13 protein-coding genes are annotated in these 17,246 nt (G+C 64.0%); 4 read left to right on the plus strand and 9 right to left on the minus strand.

Translation table 11 applies throughout. From position 1 onward, the window contains the following. Positions 1–274 precede the first annotated feature (274 nt). Positions 275–2,245 (plus strand): methyl-accepting chemotaxis protein, encoded by a 1,971-nt coding sequence (locus GTP23_RS23015; protein ID WP_161034436.1) that lies wholly within the window; start codon positions 275–277, stop codon positions 2,243–2,245. Here the strand turns inward: GTP23_RS23015 and GTP23_RS07135 are convergent. From GTP23_RS07135 to GTP23_RS07150, 4 genes are all read right to left on the minus strand, one after another. Continuing rightward, positions 2,236–4,146 carry a putative bifunctional diguanylate cyclase/phosphodiesterase gene (locus tag GTP23_RS07135; RefSeq protein WP_161034437.1) on the minus strand — a complete coding sequence of 637 codons (1,911 nt, stop codon included), beginning with the start codon at positions 4,144–4,146 and terminating at the stop codon, positions 2,236–2,238. The genes GTP23_RS23015 and GTP23_RS07135 overlap by 10 nt on opposite strands. Continuing rightward, on the minus strand, positions 4,143–5,759 hold the full coding sequence (locus tag GTP23_RS07140) for a methyl-accepting chemotaxis protein (RefSeq protein WP_161034438.1): 1,617 nt from the start codon (positions 5,757–5,759) through the stop codon (positions 4,143–4,145). Before GTP23_RS07140 ends, GTP23_RS07135 begins: the two co-directional genes overlap by 4 nt. Positions 5,760–5,932: 173 nt before the next feature. Next, positions 5,933–6,559, minus strand: a complete 627-nt coding sequence (locus GTP23_RS07145; protein WP_161034439.1) for an ANTAR domain-containing response regulator — start codon at positions 6,557–6,559, stop codon at positions 5,933–5,935. Further along, positions 6,556–9,003 (minus strand): PAS domain S-box protein, encoded by a 2,448-nt coding sequence (locus GTP23_RS07150; protein WP_161034440.1) that lies wholly within the window; start codon positions 9,001–9,003, stop codon positions 6,556–6,558. Before GTP23_RS07150 ends, GTP23_RS07145 begins: the two co-directional genes overlap by 4 nt. 262 nt (positions 9,004–9,265) lie before the next feature. Here GTP23_RS07150 and GTP23_RS07155 point away from each other — a divergent pair, with 262 nt between their 5' ends. Both GTP23_RS07155 and GTP23_RS07160 read left to right on the plus strand, forming a co-directional pair. Continuing rightward, entirely contained in the window at positions 9,266–10,048 is a 783-nt protein-coding gene (locus tag GTP23_RS07155; protein ID WP_161034441.1) for a DeoR/GlpR family DNA-binding transcription regulator, read from the plus strand. A 19-nt stretch (positions 10,049–10,067) separates the two neighbouring features. Then, complete coding sequence (locus GTP23_RS07160) at positions 10,068–11,216, plus strand: MFS transporter (RefSeq protein ID WP_161034442.1); 1,149 nt, start codon at positions 10,068–10,070, stop codon at positions 11,214–11,216. 27 nt (positions 11,217–11,243) lie between these two features. Here GTP23_RS07160 and GTP23_RS07165 read toward each other — a convergent pair whose 3' ends face one another. Continuing rightward, positions 11,244–11,642 (minus strand): VOC family protein, encoded by a 399-nt coding sequence (locus GTP23_RS07165; RefSeq protein WP_161034443.1) that lies wholly within the window; start codon positions 11,640–11,642, stop codon positions 11,244–11,246. Between the two features lie 7 nt (positions 11,643–11,649). Then, the gene (locus GTP23_RS07170) at positions 11,650–12,546 is read right to left on the minus strand and encodes a LysR family transcriptional regulator (RefSeq protein WP_161034444.1); all 897 of its coding nucleotides are present in this window, start codon (positions 12,544–12,546) and stop codon (positions 11,650–11,652) included. An 85-nt stretch (positions 12,547–12,631) separates the two neighbouring features. Here GTP23_RS07170 and GTP23_RS07175 point away from each other — a divergent pair, with 85 nt between their 5' ends. Next, on the plus strand, positions 12,632–13,660 hold the full coding sequence (locus GTP23_RS07175; protein WP_161034445.1) for a sodium-dependent bicarbonate transport family permease: 1,029 nt from the start codon (positions 12,632–12,634) through the stop codon (positions 13,658–13,660). 51 nt (positions 13,661–13,711) lie between these two features. Here the strand turns inward: GTP23_RS07175 and GTP23_RS07180 are convergent, their stop codons facing one another. From GTP23_RS07180 to GTP23_RS07190, 3 genes are all read right to left on the minus strand, one after another. Next, positions 13,712–15,145 carry a bifunctional enoyl-CoA hydratase/phosphate acetyltransferase gene (locus tag GTP23_RS07180; RefSeq protein ID WP_161034446.1) on the minus strand — a complete coding sequence of 478 codons (1,434 nt, stop codon included), beginning with the start codon at positions 15,143–15,145 and terminating at the stop codon, positions 13,712–13,714. 24 nt (positions 15,146–15,169) lie between these two features. Next, a complete protein-coding gene (locus tag GTP23_RS07185) occupies positions 15,170–15,997 on the minus strand; it encodes a universal stress protein (protein WP_161034447.1) in 828 nt (275 codons plus the stop codon). A gap of 121 nt (positions 15,998–16,118) precedes the next feature. Further along, a complete protein-coding gene (locus GTP23_RS07190) occupies positions 16,119–17,246 on the minus strand; it encodes an ABC transporter permease (protein ID WP_161034448.1) in 1,128 nt (375 codons plus the stop codon).

Below are 17,246 nucleotides of genomic sequence, written 5' to 3' on the forward strand. Positions count from 1 at the left end.
AGATAAACAATAGGTAAGAGGAAAATTATCTGGTGTATCTGTCTAGATTGTAGCCATTTTGTTCTGCAAATTGTTCTATTTTTATTGGGGATTTGTAACTTTGTTGCACTGCGGGACATGTGGCTTTCTGCGATTTTCTTGATTTGCCTTGCTTGACGGCACTTTTTTAAATATGTATCGTCTGTACATGTTTAAAGCCTGCGTCGTGAGGCGCCCGCTTGTTCCCCCGTCCGTGCCCCCCGCTCCCGTGCACATCCGTTTCACGAGTATGACTATGAACTCTATTGATGCACTTCTGGATCGTCTGCTGTTATGGCAGAAATTTGTCCTGCTGGCCGTGGTGGCGCTGGTAGTAGCCCTGATCCCCGCCTCGCTGTACCTGCAGCAGACCACGGCCACCATTGCTGCCGCCCAGACGGAAATCGAAGGCACGGCGCCGGCGGCAGCGATTTTCAAGGTGATCCAGCTGACCCAGCAGCATCGCGGCCTGGCTGCGCTGGCACTGGGTGGCGGCGCAGAAGCCGGGCAGAAGCGCGCTGCCAAGCAGCAGCAGGTTGATCAGGCGTACGCCCGCATGGGCGAATTGATCAATAGCATGGACAATGCGGCGCTGGCGCAGCGCTGGGAACAGCAGCAGCAACGCTGGCAGACGCTGCGCGAGACTATCGGCGGTGGCCAGGCAACGGTGGCGCAAAGCTATCTGCTGCACACCAGCCTGATTTCCGGCCTGCTGGCAGTCAACGATATGGTGGCGGACCAGTTCGGTCTGCAGCTCGATACCAGCGTCGACAGCCACCAGCTGATCCAGGCCGTGTATTACCAGATGCCGTATCTGGCCGAAGAAACGGGCCGCCTGCGTGCCATGGGCACGGCCTTGCTGAACCAGCACGAAGCCAGCGCCGAACAGCGCGCTGCACTGGCGGGAGCGAATGCCCGCGTGCAGGACCGGCTGGAACAGACCGCGACCGCGCTGCACAAAGCCACTGCCGCCAATCCGGCGCTGGCCAGCGCGCTGGCCGCGCCATGGCAGACGGCCGAGCAGCAGACCCAGGCCATCATGGCACTGGCCAGCGAGCGCATCGTTCAGGCTAGTACGCTCGATTACGCCTCGGCCACTTATCTGGAACGGGCCACCAGCACCATCGATGCCCAGTTCGCCATTAACGGTGCCGCCGCCAGCAGCCTGACGGCCATGCTCGATGCCCGCATCGACGCACTGCGCACGCGGCGCTGGATGATGTTCGGCGCCATGGCCGGGCTGATCGTGGCCGCCGGGCTGTTTGCCCGCCTGATCGCCCGTTCCGTCAGCCAGCCGCTGGTGCGCGCGGTGGAAATCACGCGCCGCATCGCCCAGGGCGATCTGACCTCGCGTTTCGAGCAGGGCGGCCAGAGTGAAACGGCGCAGCTCATGCATGCGCTGCAGGATATGAACCAGGGCTTGCTGAACATCGTCTCCAGCGTACGCAGCAGCGTCGGCAATATCGATTCGGCCTCGTGCGATATTTCCAGCGGCAATATGGATCTGTCCAGCCGCACGGAAACCCAGGCTTCCAATCTGCAGCAGACGGCGGCCTCGATGGAACAGATCACGGCCACGGTACGCCAGAGCGTGGACCATGCGCGCGAAGTCGATCAGCTGATCAGCGCGGCGGCCGGTGTGGCCGGCCGCGGCGGCGCCGTGGTGCAGCAGGTGGTCGGCACCATGGGCGAAATCAATGTGGCGGCGCGCCGCATCGTCGACATCATCGGCGTGATCGACGGCATCGCCTTCCAGACCAATCTGCTGGCGCTGAATGCCGCCGTGGAAGCGGCGCGGGCCGGCGAGCAGGGCCGCGGCTTTGCCGTGGTGGCGGGCGAAGTGCGCAATCTGGCGCAGCGCTCGGCGGCCGCAGCGCGCGATATCAAGCAGCTCATCGATAACAGCGTGCAGCGCATCGAAGCGGGCAATGCGCTGGCCGAACATGCAGGCCAGGCCATGACGGAAGTGGTGGGCAGCGTGCAGCGCGTGACGGCCATCATGGCCCACATGGTGGAAGCGGCGCAGGAACAGAGCACCGGCATCGAGCAGGTCAATCTGGCGATCGCCCAGATCGATGAAATGACCCAGCAGAATGCCGCGCTGGTGGAACAGTCGGCCGCCGCCTCGGAATCGCTCAAGGAGCAGGCCGGTGCACTGAGCGATGCCGTGGCCGTGTTCACGCTGGAGCGGGTGCGCCCGCAGCGTATGGCGCTAAATTATGCCTGAACGGTTTGTGGCGCCTGCAGCAGTTCGCTGAGCGCCTCGGCCGGCATGGCGCGCGCATACCACCAGCCCTGATACAGCTCGCAGCCCTGTTCGCGCAGGTAGGCGAGCTGGGCTGCATTTTCTACTCCCTCCGCCACCATCTTCAGATTGAAGCTGCGCGCCAGACCGATGATGGCCTGGGCGATGGTGCAGTCATTGCTGTCGCCGGGCAGGCCTTGGACGAAGCTGCGGTCTATCTTCAGCTTGCTCACGGGCAGGTCCTTGAGGCGGGTCAGCGAGGAATAACCGGTGCCGAAATCATCGAGCGCCACGCTGCAGCCCAGCGCTACCAGCGCGGCAATCTGGTTGCGCGCCTGATCGGGACGGGCCATCACCACGGTTTCCGTGATTTCGATATCGAGCAGGGCAGCCGGTGCGCCCGAACGCTGCAGCACGGCCGCTACCTGCTGGGCCAGATGGGGCTGGTTGAACTGGTGGGCGGAAAAATTCACGGCCACGCGTAGCGGGGTGCCAGCCTGCTGCCAGCGGCAGATTTGCTGGCACACCTGTTCCAGCACCCAGTCCGACAGCGGCAGGATCAGCCCGGTGGCCTCGGCCACGGCGACAAAGCGCTCGGGCGATACCTGGCCCAGCTGTTCGTCATGCCAGCGCAGCAGCGCTTCGGCGCCTATCAGCAAGCCGCTTTGTACATCGACCTGCGGCTGGTAATGCAGTTGCAGACGGTTCTGTGCCAGCGCTTCCTTCAGGCGGCTGTGGATCAGCATGTCTTCGTGGGCGCGCGCATTCAGTTCATGCGAATAGCAGGCGAAATGGCCGCGGCCATTCTGCTTGGCCTGATACATGGCCATGTCGGCATAGCGCAGCAGGGTATCGACATTGCCGGCATCGTCAGGCAGGAAGGCGATGCCTATGCTGGCGCCCGAATAGATCTGCTGGTGGCGCAGGGTGTAGGGCACTTTCAGCACTTCCAGCAGCTTGCCGGCGACCCGCATGGCATCGTCGGGGCTGCCCAGCTCGCCCAGCAGTACGGCAAATTCGTCACCGCCCAGCCGTGCCAGCACATCGCCGCTGCGCAGCACGGACTGGATGCGGTTGCCCGCTTCGATCAGCACGGTATCGCCCACGGCATGGCCGAAATTGTCGTTGATGGTCTTGAAGTGATCGAGATCGAGGAATAGCAGACTGAGCCGGGTGGCCTGGCGCCCCGAGCGCAGCGCAGCCTGTTGCAGCAGGGCCTTGAACAGGCGCCGGTTGGGCAGGCTGGTCAGATCATCGTGGGTGGCGCGGTGCTGCAGCGAACGTTCGAACGCATGGCGTTCGCTCAGGTCGTGTATATAGGCAATGGCGTGACGCTGGGTACCTTCCTGCCAGTGGCCGAGCGAGATTTCGACGGGGCGCAGGCTGCCGTCGCTGCACAGCAGTTCCAGCGCCGCTTCGCCCATGGCGCGGGTGCGCGGCTGGGCAAAATAGCCGGCCATGGAAACCGTGTGGCGCGCACGCAGCGCCTGCGGCAGCAGCATGGACACGTTCTGGCCCAGCAGCTGGTCGCGCTGGTAGCCGCTGAGTTTGAGCATGGCCGGATTGACCATGCGGATAATGCCGTTCTGGTCGACCCGTACGATGCCGTCCGGCGCCGCATCGAAGGTTACCTGTTCGCGCCGCTGCTGGGTGGCCAGCCGGCGGCGCGGCAGCAGCACCAGCTGGCGTAGCACCACTGCCAGCAGCAGCACCAGCAGCGTCGCCAGCAAGCTGGCTGCCAGCACGCCGTGCTGGCGCTGCAGTGCGACCGCCGCCAGCACGGCGAGCAGCAAGGGTGTCAGTGCCAGCGGGAGCCAGGCCGGCAGCTTGCGCCGCGCTACTGCAGGGCCAGCCGGCTCCGGCTGGCTCGACAGCGGTTTCATGTGCTGGCGTCGGCCAGTTGCAATGGCGCGCTGGCGGCCACTGCCGGTGCCGTACCGCGGCGGCCGCTCTCGAGGCGGAAACGCGCGACCACTTCGCTCAGGGCGCTGGCCAGATTGTCGAGCTGGGCCGACGCATTGGTGGTCTGGTCGACCAGATGGGCATTCTGCTGGGTGACGCTGTCCATTTCCACGATGGCCTGATTGATCTGCTCGATACCGGCGCGCTGTTCATCGCTGGCAACGGCAATATCGCGGATCACGGTGCTGACCTGCTGCACGCTCTGCACGATGGCTTGCATGGCCGTGCCGGCTTCGCTCACCAGTTGCGAGCCATCTTCGACCTGGGCCACCGAGGTGGCGATCAGCTGTTTGATTTCGCTGGCCGCCGCCGCCGAGCGCTGTGCCAGATTGCGCACTTCGCCGGCCACTACGGCAAAGCCGCGGCCCTGTTCGCCCGCACGGGCTGCTTCCACGGCCGCATTCAGGGCCAGCAGATTGGTCTGGAAGGCGATGCCATCGATCACGCCCGTGATATCGGCAATCCGGCGCGAGGAATCGTTGATGCTTTCCATGGTCTGCACCACGCGCTGCACCACGCTGCCGCCACGGTCGGCCAGGGTGCGGCTGTCCGCCACCAGCGTGCTGGCGTGGGCCGTGTGGGCGGCATTCTGCTGCACCGTGGCGGTCAGCTCTTCCATCGAAGTAGCAGTCTGCTGCAGGGCGCTGGCCTGATGTTCGGTACGGGCCGACAGGTCGACCGTGTCGGCGGCGATCTGGCCTGCCGCCTTGCTGATGCTGACCGTGCCCTGGCGTACCTGCTGCACGATGTCGGCCAGATTGCCGTTCATGCGCGCCATGGCGTTGATCAGGTGGGCGGTTTCATCGCGGCCTACACTCGCCTGGATGCGCTGGCTTAAATCGCCGGCCGCCACCAGATCGGCCGCACTGACGGCATCGCTGAGCGGAGTGGTAATGCTGCGCGTGATCATCCAGGCACAGCTGACGGCCAGCAGGATGGCGGCGCTGGCCAGCAGCAGCATCATGCGGGCACTGTCGGCGCTGGCCTGATGGGCTTCCGCGCCGCTGAGTTCCATCAGCTTGCCACCGAGTTGCACCAGCCCTTTGACGCGTTCGAAGTAGGCCTGGCGCTGCTGCGCCATGGCGCCCAGCAGGATGGCCGAGGCACCCTCGCGGTCACCGCTTTCGTACAGGCTGATGAAGCGCTGCTGGCTTTGCAGATAGTGGCCGCGCGCTTCCTGCATATCGGCCAGGATGGCGCGTCCTTTGGGGGTGGTCAGCACATGGTCGAGCTTGTCGATGTAGCTGCTGACGTGCTGGCTGTTGGTCTTGATGGCCTCCAGATCGCGCTGCTGCAGGGCGGGATCCGTCAGCAGCAGCAGGTTGCGCAGGCGGATGGCATTGTCGCTGATGCCTTCGAGAATCTGGTTGGCGTACACGACTTTGGGATAGCGGTCGTCGACGATCAGGCGGATGCTGTCATCGAGGGCGGTCAGACGGACATAGGCGAGCAGCGTAATGCCGATCAGGAAAGCGACGATCAGGCCATAGCCTGCAGCCAGACGGGTACCGACTTTGATGTTATTGAGTTGCATAAGAAGCTCCGGTGAACACGCACTGCCGTTTGTTCTAGGGCAGTAGTTATCGAGCCGCAGGCAATTTGCGCTGCAGCCAGTTAACGAGGCGTGTTCAGGGCCTCAGGCAGGACAGTCAGGGGTAGGGACCATTCCGTTAAAGTAGTTGTACCGTATTGTACCGCGCTGGTCAATTATTTTGATGCTGTACGTAAATTATTTGCACCAAGACTGAGCAGATTCCGGGCACTGACGACCTCGTCTGCCACCTCGGTCAGCTTGCGTCGCTGACGCCGCGCGGCATCGCGCAGCAGGTTGAAGGCAGCGGTCCGGCTGAGCTTGTATTCCATCATGACGATGCCGGTTGCCACATTCACGCTGCGCTCCGTATCGAGCGCCGTCTGCAGCTGGCGCTGGCTGCGGCGCAGTCCGTCCAGCTCGCTGGCACGCGCCAGCGCCGATTCGATCACGGGCAGCAGCTGCTGCACATCCTGCGGCTTGACCAGATAGGCCAGTGCGCCGCTGCGGGTGGCCTGCTCGACCATGGCCGCTTCGCCGTAGGCGCTCAGCATGAGGAAGGGGATGTGGTCTAATTGCGACAGTCTTTCGGCCAGTGCCAGCCCGCCTTGACCCTGCATACGCACGTCGAGGATGGCCAGATCGGGCCGCGCACCGGTGGCTAGCCAGGCGTCGGCCTGTTCTGCCGATTCGGCGCAATCGACCTGATAACCGGCGTGACGCAGGCCGGCCGCCATGGTGCTGAGTACCAGCCGGTCGTCTTCGACCAGCAGCAGGGCAGCTTTGGGAGTGTGTGAGTTCATGATGATTCCGCAGTAGTAGTATGGAGTACGGGCGGCCCCAGGCGCAGGATGGTGAGCACCTGTTGCTGCTCCTGACGCAGGGTCAGGCTGGCACCGGCACGCGGCATCAGCGCGTGTACCAGTTGCAGGCCGCTATAAGGATCGGGGCCGCTGGCCGGCTGTTCCGGCAGCTGGCCGTGGTTGCTGATGGTGATCACCACCTGCTCGGCCTCGTCGCCGCGGCGCACGGTCAGCGCGACCCCGCCGTGGCTGCGCCCGCCGTGCTTGGCCGCATTGAGTATCAGTTCGTTGAGGATCAGGGCGACCGGCACGGCTTCGTCCTCGGCCACGCCGGCCGGCTGCCAGCGCTCGGGAATATCGACCCGGATGGCGGTCTGCCACAGGGCGCCGACTTCGGCTGCAATTTCGCTGCACAGCTCGCACAGGTGCACCGCACCATCGGCCGCACGGCCGCGCAGGCCGTGCACCACCGACATGCCTTTGACCTGCGAAATGGCATGGCTGATGGGCTCTTCCAGCTCCGGATGCTTGTAGGTGAACTGGCGCAGGATGCCGGTAATGCCCTGCAGATTGTTCTTGATGCGGTGGTGCACTTCGCGCACCAGCACATCGCGGTGGGCCGCTTCCTGCTGCATGCGCAGAGTTTCGCGCTGATAGCTTTCCGTCACGTCGATCAGGTGGCAGACGAAGTGGGTGACTTCGCCGCGCAGGCTATACACGGCGCTGGTGGTGCCGCGTGCATAGAAATCCTTGCCGTTGCGCCGGCGCAGCCAGACGTCGTCGCGGCACACTCCGTCCTTGCGGGTGGTGCGCCACATGGCTTCGTAATAGCCCTGCGGCTGGAGCGCCGAGCGCAGAATGTTGATGGGCTGGCCGCAGGCCTCGCTCTGTGCCCAGCCGGTGATGTCGGCAAAAGCCTGATTGACGCGCAGGATGCGCAGCTCGGCATCGAGCACGGCAATGCCGGCCTGCGCCTCGAAGGCGATGGCGGCGATGCGCAGCGCTTCTTCGGTCTGTTTGCGTTCCGTAATATCGATGGAAATGCCGCACATGGCATAGATTTCGCCAGCCTGATCGCGCAGCGGCAGCTTGACGCTCTGGTAGATGGCGGCGCGGCCATTGCGCCGGTCCACCGTAGGTTCTTCCACCCGCAGGGTGGCGCCATGCTGCCAGACTGCCAGCTCATGCTGGCGCAGCGTGGCCACGCTGGCCGAGCTGAAAAATTCCTCGTCGCGCAGGCCGGCCAGCTGGGCCATGCTGCGCTGGAACAGCGTGCGCACGCGCCGGTTGGCATACAGATAGCGGCCATCGCGGTCTTTCAGGTACACATAGCTGTCGGCATGGTCGAGGATGTCGGCCAGCTTGCGTTCGCTCTGCTGCAGCGCCATTTCGCGCTGGTTGATGGCGCTCAGCAGGTTGTTGAAGGCGATGAACAGGCGGCCGATTTCATCATCGCGCTGTACGCTGAGCGCCTGCAGGGGGGCGGCGCTGACACGCATCTGGGTCAGCGTGCTGATGGCATCCATCAGCGGTGCCAGCTGGCGCCGCAAGGTCCACCATGTCAGTGCGCCCAGCATCAGCGCGAACACCACCGTGGCCAGCAGCAGGTGGCGCTGCATGCTGGCGACCGGCGCGAAGGCATCGCTGGTGGGCAGAGCGGCCGCCACATACCAGCCGGCCAGCAGGCTGCGGTGGGCTGAGGCCAGCACTTCCGTGCCGCTGCTGTTGCGGGTCACGCCCGAGCCTTCGTAGCCGCTGACGAAGCGATCGACCAGCTTGCTGTGGCCGAGTGGCGGGACGTTGCCCAGCACGTAGGCGGGATTGGTGGCGGCGATGACCAGTCGCTGTTCCGGCTCCACCACCATATAGCCGCCGCTGCCGCCATAGCCGGCGGCCAGCAGGCGGCTGAGGAAGTTGCTGCTGCGCAGATTGGTAAAGCCCGTCAGCGTGGCGAAACGCTGGCCATCGTCGTTCAGCAGCGGTACCGACATGGGCAGCAGACCGTTGAGGCGGCTAGCGGCATGCACCACGACCCGGGTCTGGTTCAGATAGGCCGGCAGGATGAATGGCGGCGGCGGGGGAGCGCCGGCGCTGGCGCCGGCGCTGACCAGCATTTTTCCCTGCAGGTCATGGATCTGCAGGCCGGCATCGAACATATCGCTTTTGTCCAGGCGTTCCAGCAACTGGCGCAGGCGGTCCGGATGGGCCAGCATGGCCGGCTCTACGCTGCGGCCCAGATGGCTGAGACTGCTGCCCTGTTCGTTGACGGCGGCGTCGAGCGAGGTGGCCACCACCTTCACGGCCGATAACTGCTGCAGGCCCAGCATGTGTTCCATATCCTGCTGTAGTACCTGTATGGAAAAGTAGGACAGCGACCACAGGCCTAGCAGGCTGAGGGCGAGCATGGTGACAGTCAGACGGGTTTTGAGCGTATGCCTTTGCATTGTTTCGTGGGCCACGTTGGTTTGGGAGCGTGGTTTTGATTATTCTTAAATAATAGGTTTTATCTTTTGGAAATAATTTGACCCAACTCAAATATACAGGAAGCAGTTTAAACACAGCCGTGTTCATTGCAATTTAAATGTGACATAGCCGGACGGTGCCAACGCTTGGTTTGCACGTTAATGCACGATTAAATCGAAAATATGCAGAAATAAGGATAATTCCAGCGTTTACTTTCTTGTTTATGCACGTTATTATCGTCCCATGAACGAGATACCTGCTACCCGACGTGACCTCATCCTGCACCGGCTGGAGCAGGGCGAGCCTGTGAACGCTGCCGCGCTGGCGGCCGAATTTGCCGTTTCCGAAGATGCCATCCGGCGCGACCTGCGTGCACTGGCCACGCTAGGACTATGCCGGCGCGTGTATGGCGGGGCGCTGCCGCTGTCGCCCGCTGCCACGCCCATGGCCGAGCGCATCGGCCATATGCCGGAACGCAAGGCGGCGCTGGCCCAGCAGGGCGCAGCACTGGTCCAGCCCGGCGAACTGCTGCTGCTCGATAATGGCAGCAGCAATCTGGCGCTGGTGCCCTTGCTGCCGGCCGAGAGCGGCATCACCGTGGCCACCAACTCGATTGCGATAGCCGCTGCCGTGCTGCAGCGGGCCGATGTGCGGCTGCTGATGCTGGGTGGCAGCGTCGATGCCCACGTAGGCGGCTGCATCGATGCCACGGCCTTGCGCCAGCTGGCCGATCTGAACCCCGACCGCTGCTTCCTCGGCGCCTGTGCCTGCTCGGCCGAACAGGGTATAGGCGCCTTCCATCTGGCCGATGCCCACTTCAAACAGGCCGCGCTGGCGGCGGCACGCCACAGCGTGGTGCTGCTGACCAGCGAAAAATTACAGACGCGCGCGCCCTACCGGGTGTGTGCCAGTGCTGCCATCAGCTGCTATGTGCTGGAAGCTGATGCCCCCGAAGCCTGCGCCCGGGCGCTGGAGCAGGGCGGCAGCATGGTGCGGCGCGCCAGTCCGCTCTTGACTTCCTACTGACACTCGACAAGGAGATGCTGTGCCCCCCGTTTCCAATGCCGCTGCGCGGCTTGCTACCCGTGTGCTGTTTCTCGTGGCCGGTTTCGGCTATTCCTGCTGGGCGCCGCTGATACCGCTGACCAAGGCGCGGCTGGGCATAGACGACCATGCACTAGGCCTGCTGCTGCTGTGCATAGGCGTGGGCTCTATCATGGCGATGGCACTGACGGGGGCGCTGGCCGTACGCTATGGCACGCGGCCTTTGCTGATCGTCAGCGGCTTCGGTTTTGCAGCGGCGCTGGCGGTGTTGCCGCTGGCCGCTTCCGTGCCCGTGCTGGCGCTGAATCTGGTGGTTTTCGGCGCCACGCTGGGGGCGCTCGATGTGGCCATGAATATGCATGCGGTGGAAGTGGAAAAGCGTTCCGGAGCCACGCTGATGTCGGGCTTTCACGCCCTGTTCAGCGTGGGCGGCTTTGCCGGCTCGGCGGTGATGACGCTGCTGCTGTCGCGCCAGCTGGCCACGCTGCCGGCCACCCTGCTGTGCGGCGCAGTGATGGTGCTGGGCATGCTGCTGGCTACGCCGCGCATCCTGCGCGATGGCGCCAGTGCGGGCGGCACCATGTTTGCCTTGCCGCGCGGGCTGGTGCTAGGGATTGCGCTACTGACCTGCATTACCTTTCTGGTCGAAGGCGCGCTGCTGGACTGGGGCGCGCTGCTGTTGACGGAGCAGGGGCTGTTTGCGGTGGAGCAGGCAGGGAGCGGCTATATCGTGTTTTCCATCGCCATGACCATCGCCCGTTTCAGCGGCGACTTTGTGGCGACCCGGCTGGGCGACCAGCGTACGCTGCTGGTGGGCGGGGTGATCGCACTGGCCGGCTTTGCCGTGCTGCTGACGGCTGGTACGGCGCCGCTGGCACTGACGGGTTTCGGTCTGATCGGCCTGGGTTGCGCCAACATCGTGCCGGTGCTGTTCCGCCGCGGCGCCAACCAGCAGGTGATGCCGGCCGGTCTGGCGATTGCCGCCATCTCCACCACGGCCTACGCCGGCATACTGGTGGGGCCGGCCTGCATAGGCTTTATCGCCAAACAGGTGGGCCTGCCGCAGGCCTTCTGGCTGCTGGCGGCCTTGCTGGCCTGCGTGCCGTGTTCGGCGCTGTGGCTGGTCAGGGCGCGGCCGGCGGCGGCATAACCGGCGCACACCTGCCGAACTGCCCGCCTAGGCGTCAACGGCGTCGTGGTGGACGACGCATAGCTTGTTCCCTTCCGGATCACGGAAATAGCTGCCGTAGTAGTTGGCATGGTAGTGCGGGCGCAGGCCCGGCGCGCCTTCGCAGCGGCCGCCATGGGCCAGCGCGGCAGCATGGGCGGCATCGACGGCGGCGCGCGATGGCGCCAGCAGGGCGATCATCTGGCCATTGCCTGCCTGTGCCGGCTGGCCGTCATAGGGCCGGCCGATGATGAACAGGGGGCGGCCACCTTCGGCCGGCTGCCACGCTGCCCACGGTTTGCCCGCGTCCGTGAAGCGCAGGCGTGTGGCCAGTGCTGCCATCACGGCGGCATAGAAGTCAAAACTCCGCTCGAAATCATTGATGCCTATGTAGATGTGGGAAAGCATGGCTGTCCTAGAGGTTGTCCGCGATACTCGATAATACGTGCTGTTTGAAGGCAGCGGCCAGCGGCGAGAGTTTTTTACTGGCCGGATGGACGATGTGCCAGGCCGAAGGCAGCGGAAAACCGGCCACATTGATCACGCTGACGCCATGCTCTTTCTGGTGCCCGTGCAGGGCGTGGCGCGACACCACGCCTATGCCGAGGCCACCGGCGACGGATTCCTTGACGGCTTCGTTGCTGCCCAGTTCCAGCCGTATATTCGGGCGGAATTTCTCGGTGCGGAAAAACTGGTCGGCTGCCATGCGCGTGCCGGAACCCGGTTCGCGCAGGATGAAGCGGCGCCCGGCCAGATCCTGCAGCGTTACCTTGCGCCGCCGGGCCAGCGCATCGTCGCTGGCGACGATCACCACGATGGGGTTGGGCATGAAGCTCTGGTCGCACAGCTCCATGTCGGCCGGCGGCATGGACATGATGTAGAGGTCATCGAGATTGTCGCGCAGGCGCTGTACCACGCCATCGCGGTTGAGGATTTCCAGCGACACGTCGATGGCCGGATGGCGGTTGCAGAAGCTGCCGATCAGGCGCGGCATGAAATATTTGGCCGTGCTCACCACGGCCACCCGCAGCTTGCCGCGCGCGAGACCCTTGATGCCGTCCACCTGCTGCTCGAAGCCGTCCCAGCTCTGGGCGATGGCGCGCGCCGTTTCGGCCAGTTCCTGTCCCACCTGCGTCAGGTGGACTTTTTTGCCGATCACGTCGTACAGGGGCAGGCCGACAGACTCGCTAATCTCGCGCAGCTGCATGGAAGCGGTGGGCTGGGTGACGTGCAGGGCGCGCGCCGCCGCGCTGACGCTGCCCGTTTCAGCCAGCGCCAGAAACAGGCGCAATTGCCGGAAAGTGATATTCATAGAGTTTTATCTATGGATAATGATGTAAGAATCGATTTTACACGATATCAGGCTTTTCCTAGAATGCGGGTCTAGGAGAAAAACCATGCAAAACATCCTCGATCCCGCCATTCTGTTCTTTGTTTTCGGTGTGCTGGCCGGTGCCGTACGTTCCAACCTCGAAATTCCGCCTGCGATCTCGCGCTTTCTTTCGCTCTATCTGCTGATGGCGCTGGGCCTGAAGGGCGGCTTCGCCCTGTCGCATTCCGGCCTGACGGCGAATGTGGGCCTGAGTCTGGGCGCTGCCGTCTCGCTGGCCATCGCCGTGCCGCTGATCGGCTACAACATTTTGCGCCGCTTCGTATCCGGCTTCGATGCGGCGGCGGTGGCGGCCACTTATGGCTCGGTCAGTGCCGTCACCTTTGTCACGGCCGTGCAGTATCTGGAAAACCAGCAGCTGGCATATGGCGGCCACATGGCCGCGGCGATGGCGCTGATGGAGTCACCGGCCATCATCATGGCCATCGTGTTCGCCAACAGCCTGCGCCAGCGGGCCAGTGCCAGCGTGGCAGTGCCGGCGGGCGGGGCAGCCGTGCTGGCAGGACCTGCTGCCAGCGTGGCCGCAGGTGCGGGCAAGCAGGGCGTCTCGGTCGGCAAAATCCTGCATGAATCGTTCACCGATGGCGCGCAGTTGCTGCTGCTGGGCGCCATGGTGGTGGGCATCGTTACTGGCGATGCGGGCAAGGCCGCCATGCAGCCGTTCTCGGGCGACCTGTTCAAAGGCATGTTGGCCTTCTTCCTGCTCGATATGGGCCTGATGGCGGCGCGCAATCTGATGCAGATCCGCGGCAAGTCCCCCGTGCAGGTGGCCTATGCCGTACTGGGCCCGCTGCTGCATGCCATGCTGGCGCTGACGCTGGCCGTACTGCTGCATCTGCCCACGGGTGACGCGGCACTGCTGATGGTGCTGGCTGCGAGCGCTTCCTACATCGCCGTGCCGGCCGTGCTGCGCTATGCCATGCCGGAAGCTACGCCTTCGCTGTACTTCGGCCTGAGTCTGGGCGTGACCTTCCCGCTGAACATCCTGTTCGGCATTCCGCTGTATGTGGGCGTGGCCCGCACCGTGCTGGGCTAGCGCGGCGAGGCTTAGTGACGTTCAGTGACGCTCAGTGACGCAAAGTGACGTTCAGGGACGCTGCTGGCGGTAGCTATGGGCCAGCAGCAGGGCCAGCGCGGCCGAGGCGGTGCGCGCTTCGGCCGGATCGGCGCGGCTGGTCAGGGCGATAGGCACGGTAGCACCGAGTACCACGCCGCAGGCAGCGGCACCGGCCAGATATTCGAGCTGCTTGGCCAGCAGATTGCCCGCTTCCAGATCGGGCGCAATCAGGATGTCGGCATGGCCGGCCACACCGGAGGTAATGCCTTTGGCGCGTGCGGCGGCTGGCGAAATGGCGTTATCGAAGGCCAGCGGGCCATCCAGTTCGCCGCCCGTGATCTGGCCCCGTTCGGCCATCTTGCACAGTGCAGCGGCGTCCAGCGTGGACGGGATTTTCGGCGTCACCGTTTCCACTGCCGACAGAATGGCCACCTTGGGCGACGGCGTGCCTAGCGCATGGGCCAGCGCGATAGCGTTGCGGATGATGTCGGCCTTGTCGTTGAGGTCGGGCTGGATGTGCAGGGCGCCATCGGAAATCAGCAGCACCTTGTCGTACATGGGTACTTCCAGCCGGAACACGTGCGACAGGCGCGACTTGGTGCGCAGTGCCGGTTCGGCCAGCACGGCGCTGATCAGTTCATCCGTGTGCAGGCTGCCCTTCATCAGCATTTCGACTGCGCCGCTGGCGGCCAGCTGCACGGCGCGTGCGGCGGCGGCATGGCTGTAGGGTACATCCAGCAGTTCCACATCCTGCAGCGACAGGCCGGCTTCCGCTGCCACCGCCTGTATCTTCTGCTGCGGGCCGATCAGCACGGGCACGATCAGGCCTTTGTGGCCAGCTTCCAGCGCACCGCGCAGCGAGGCCGCATCGCAGGGATGGACCACAGCGCAGCGCACGGCCGGCAGGCTGGCCACGCTGGCCAGCAGACTGGTGTACTGGTGGCGCGAAGGCATGTACAGCGGCGGCAACTGGGTGCGCGGCCGGCGTACTTTTTCCGTCGGCGCGATCACGGTCGCCAGACCGGATAGCACCACGGCGCCGTTCTGGTTCTTGATTTCGCAATCGAGCGTGACGTGCTTCTTCTCGTCTTCCTTGCTGGCGACGGTGGCGGTGATGCGCAGTTCGTCACCGATGCGCACCGGCTTGAGGAATTTCAGGGTCTGGCCCAGGTAAATGGTGCCGGGGCCGGGCAGCACAGTGCCCAGCAGGCGCGAGATCAGCGCCGCGCCCCACATACCGTGCGCGATCACGCCATGGAACAGGGTGTGATCGGCATATTCGGTATCGACGTGGGCCGGGTTGATATCGCCCGATACGGCCGCGAAGGCGGCAATATCGTTTTCCGTCAGGGTGCGGCATAGCCGCGCGCTCTGACCGACGCTCAGTTCCGCGTAAGTGATGTTCTCGATGATGTCCTGCTGCTCGTGAGTCTCATTGCCTGCATCATTTACGGCGTCGGTCATTGCTATGCCTTTCGGAAGGCCGGATCAGTGGGTCATCAGAACCGGCAGGTTCATATGTTTGAGCACATCGCGCGTGGCGCCGCCCAGTGCAATTTCACGCAGGCGCGAGTGGCCGTAGCCGCCCATCACCAGCAGGTCCGCTTTCAGTTCGGCGGCCAGTTCCAGCAGCGCCGTACCGATAGGCTGTTTGGTGGTTTTCTGCACCACTTCCACCTGCACACCCTGACGGGCCAGATAGGTGGCCATGTCGGCGCCCGGCTGCTGGCCATGGGCTGCATAGTGTTCGGTACCGTTGAACACGGCCAGCGTGGCTTTGCCGGCGCGTTTCAGCAGCGGCAGGGCAGCATTGATGGCGCGGGCAGCCTGCTGGCCACCGTCCCATGCCAGCAGCGGCGCTTTGCCGAACTGCTCGACTTTGGTCTCGGTCGGCACGATCAGTACAGGTTTGCCGCCATGCAGCATGACGTATTGTAGTACGGCCGACGGCGCGCCGCTGGCGTCACCCTGCGGCATCACCAGCAGGTCGGCATAACGGGCCTGCATGACGATGGCATAGTCCGGCGTGTCGTCGATGCGTCGGGTTTCGAAGGAGGAAACGCCATTGCCTTGCGCCTGTTTGGCGAAGCCGGCTAGCAGTGCATCGGCTTTTTCCGTCAGCGCGCTCATATCGGTAGGCAGGGCGACCATGCCGGCTACGGCGGCATTGCACTGGGCGATGGCCTGATCGGCGCCGCTCAGGGCAAAACCGACCAGATGGGCTTCATTGTCGTTGGCAAGCTGGGACGCCAGGCGCACGCCATTGGCTACTGTGTCGGGTAAGTCGGCTTGTACCAAGATGGTCTTGTAAGACATGACATTTCCTTCCGTGAGTGGTATGGACGAAGGCGGGACGCTCCGATCACATGCCACTATGCTAGGTATTTCGCTCAAGAATTTGATTGATTCAGATCAAAAATTCCATGCTTCGTCAGGCCTAGGCCATCAGTGTAATAGTCTTACGGAAACGTGCCAGCGCGGTGCCGAACAGCACGGCGCCGATGGCGCTAATGGCTAGTAGCTGCGGCCAGATCACGTCCAGTCCGGCGCCGCGATACAGCAAAGCTTGCCCCGCAGCAACGAAGTGCGTGGTCGGTGCGGCCAGCATCAGATCCTGCACCAGTTGCGGCATGCTTTCGCGCGGCGTACTGCCGCCGGACAGCAGTTGCAGCGGCAGCAGCACCAGTATCAGCAGCATGCCGAACTGCGGCATGCTGCGTGCCAGCGTGGCGAGGAAGATGCCCATGGCCGTGGTGGAGAACAGGTGCAGCGCGGCCAGCAGGGCGAACAGGGCCACCGAGCCGCGCACGGGCACATGCAGCGCGCCCTGCACGATGAACAGCAGGGCGCCCAGTGCGGCCACCAGCACTACCAGACCCATGGCCCAGATTTTCGACAGCATGATTTCCAGCGGCGTCACGGGCATCACCAGCAGGTGCTCGATGGTGCCGTGTTCGCGTTCGCGGATCAGGGCAGCCCCCGTCAGTACGATGGACAGCATGGTGACGTTGTTGATGATTTCCATCAGCGAGCCAAACCACGCCTGTTCCAGATTCGGATTGAAGCGCATGCGCAGCGCCAGATCGACCGGTGCGCTCGGTGCTTCCTGCTGGTGGCGCAGGAAGTCGCCCACTTCGGCAGCGATGATCTGCTGGATGTAGCCGTTGCCCGTGAAGGCCTGGCTCATGCGGGTGGCGTCGATATTCAGCTGCAGGGCAGGCTGGTGGCCGGCCAGCGTGTCGCGCTGGTAGTTGGGCGGGATATCGAGCACAAAGGTGTAGTCGCCCTGATCGAGGCCCGCATCGGCACGGGCCGGGTCTATCATTTGCGGTGCCTTGAAGTGGGGCGGGTAGAAGGCCGAGGCGATGCGCGCCGACAGGGGCGATGCATCCTGATCGATGATGGCGATGGCGGCATTGTGCAGGCTCTCCGGCATGGCTGTTGCGGCGATGTAGATGGAGAAGCTGAAGGTGTAGACGATCAGCACCAGCATCATGGGGTCGCGCAGCAGGCTCCAGAGTTCCTTGATGCCGAGGCGGTAGATATGTTGCAGACGGGTGTACAT

It is taken from the genome of Duganella fentianensis, assembly GCF_009857835.1.
Lineage (GTDB): Bacteria > Pseudomonadota > Gammaproteobacteria > Burkholderiales > Burkholderiaceae_D > Rugamonas > Rugamonas fentianensis.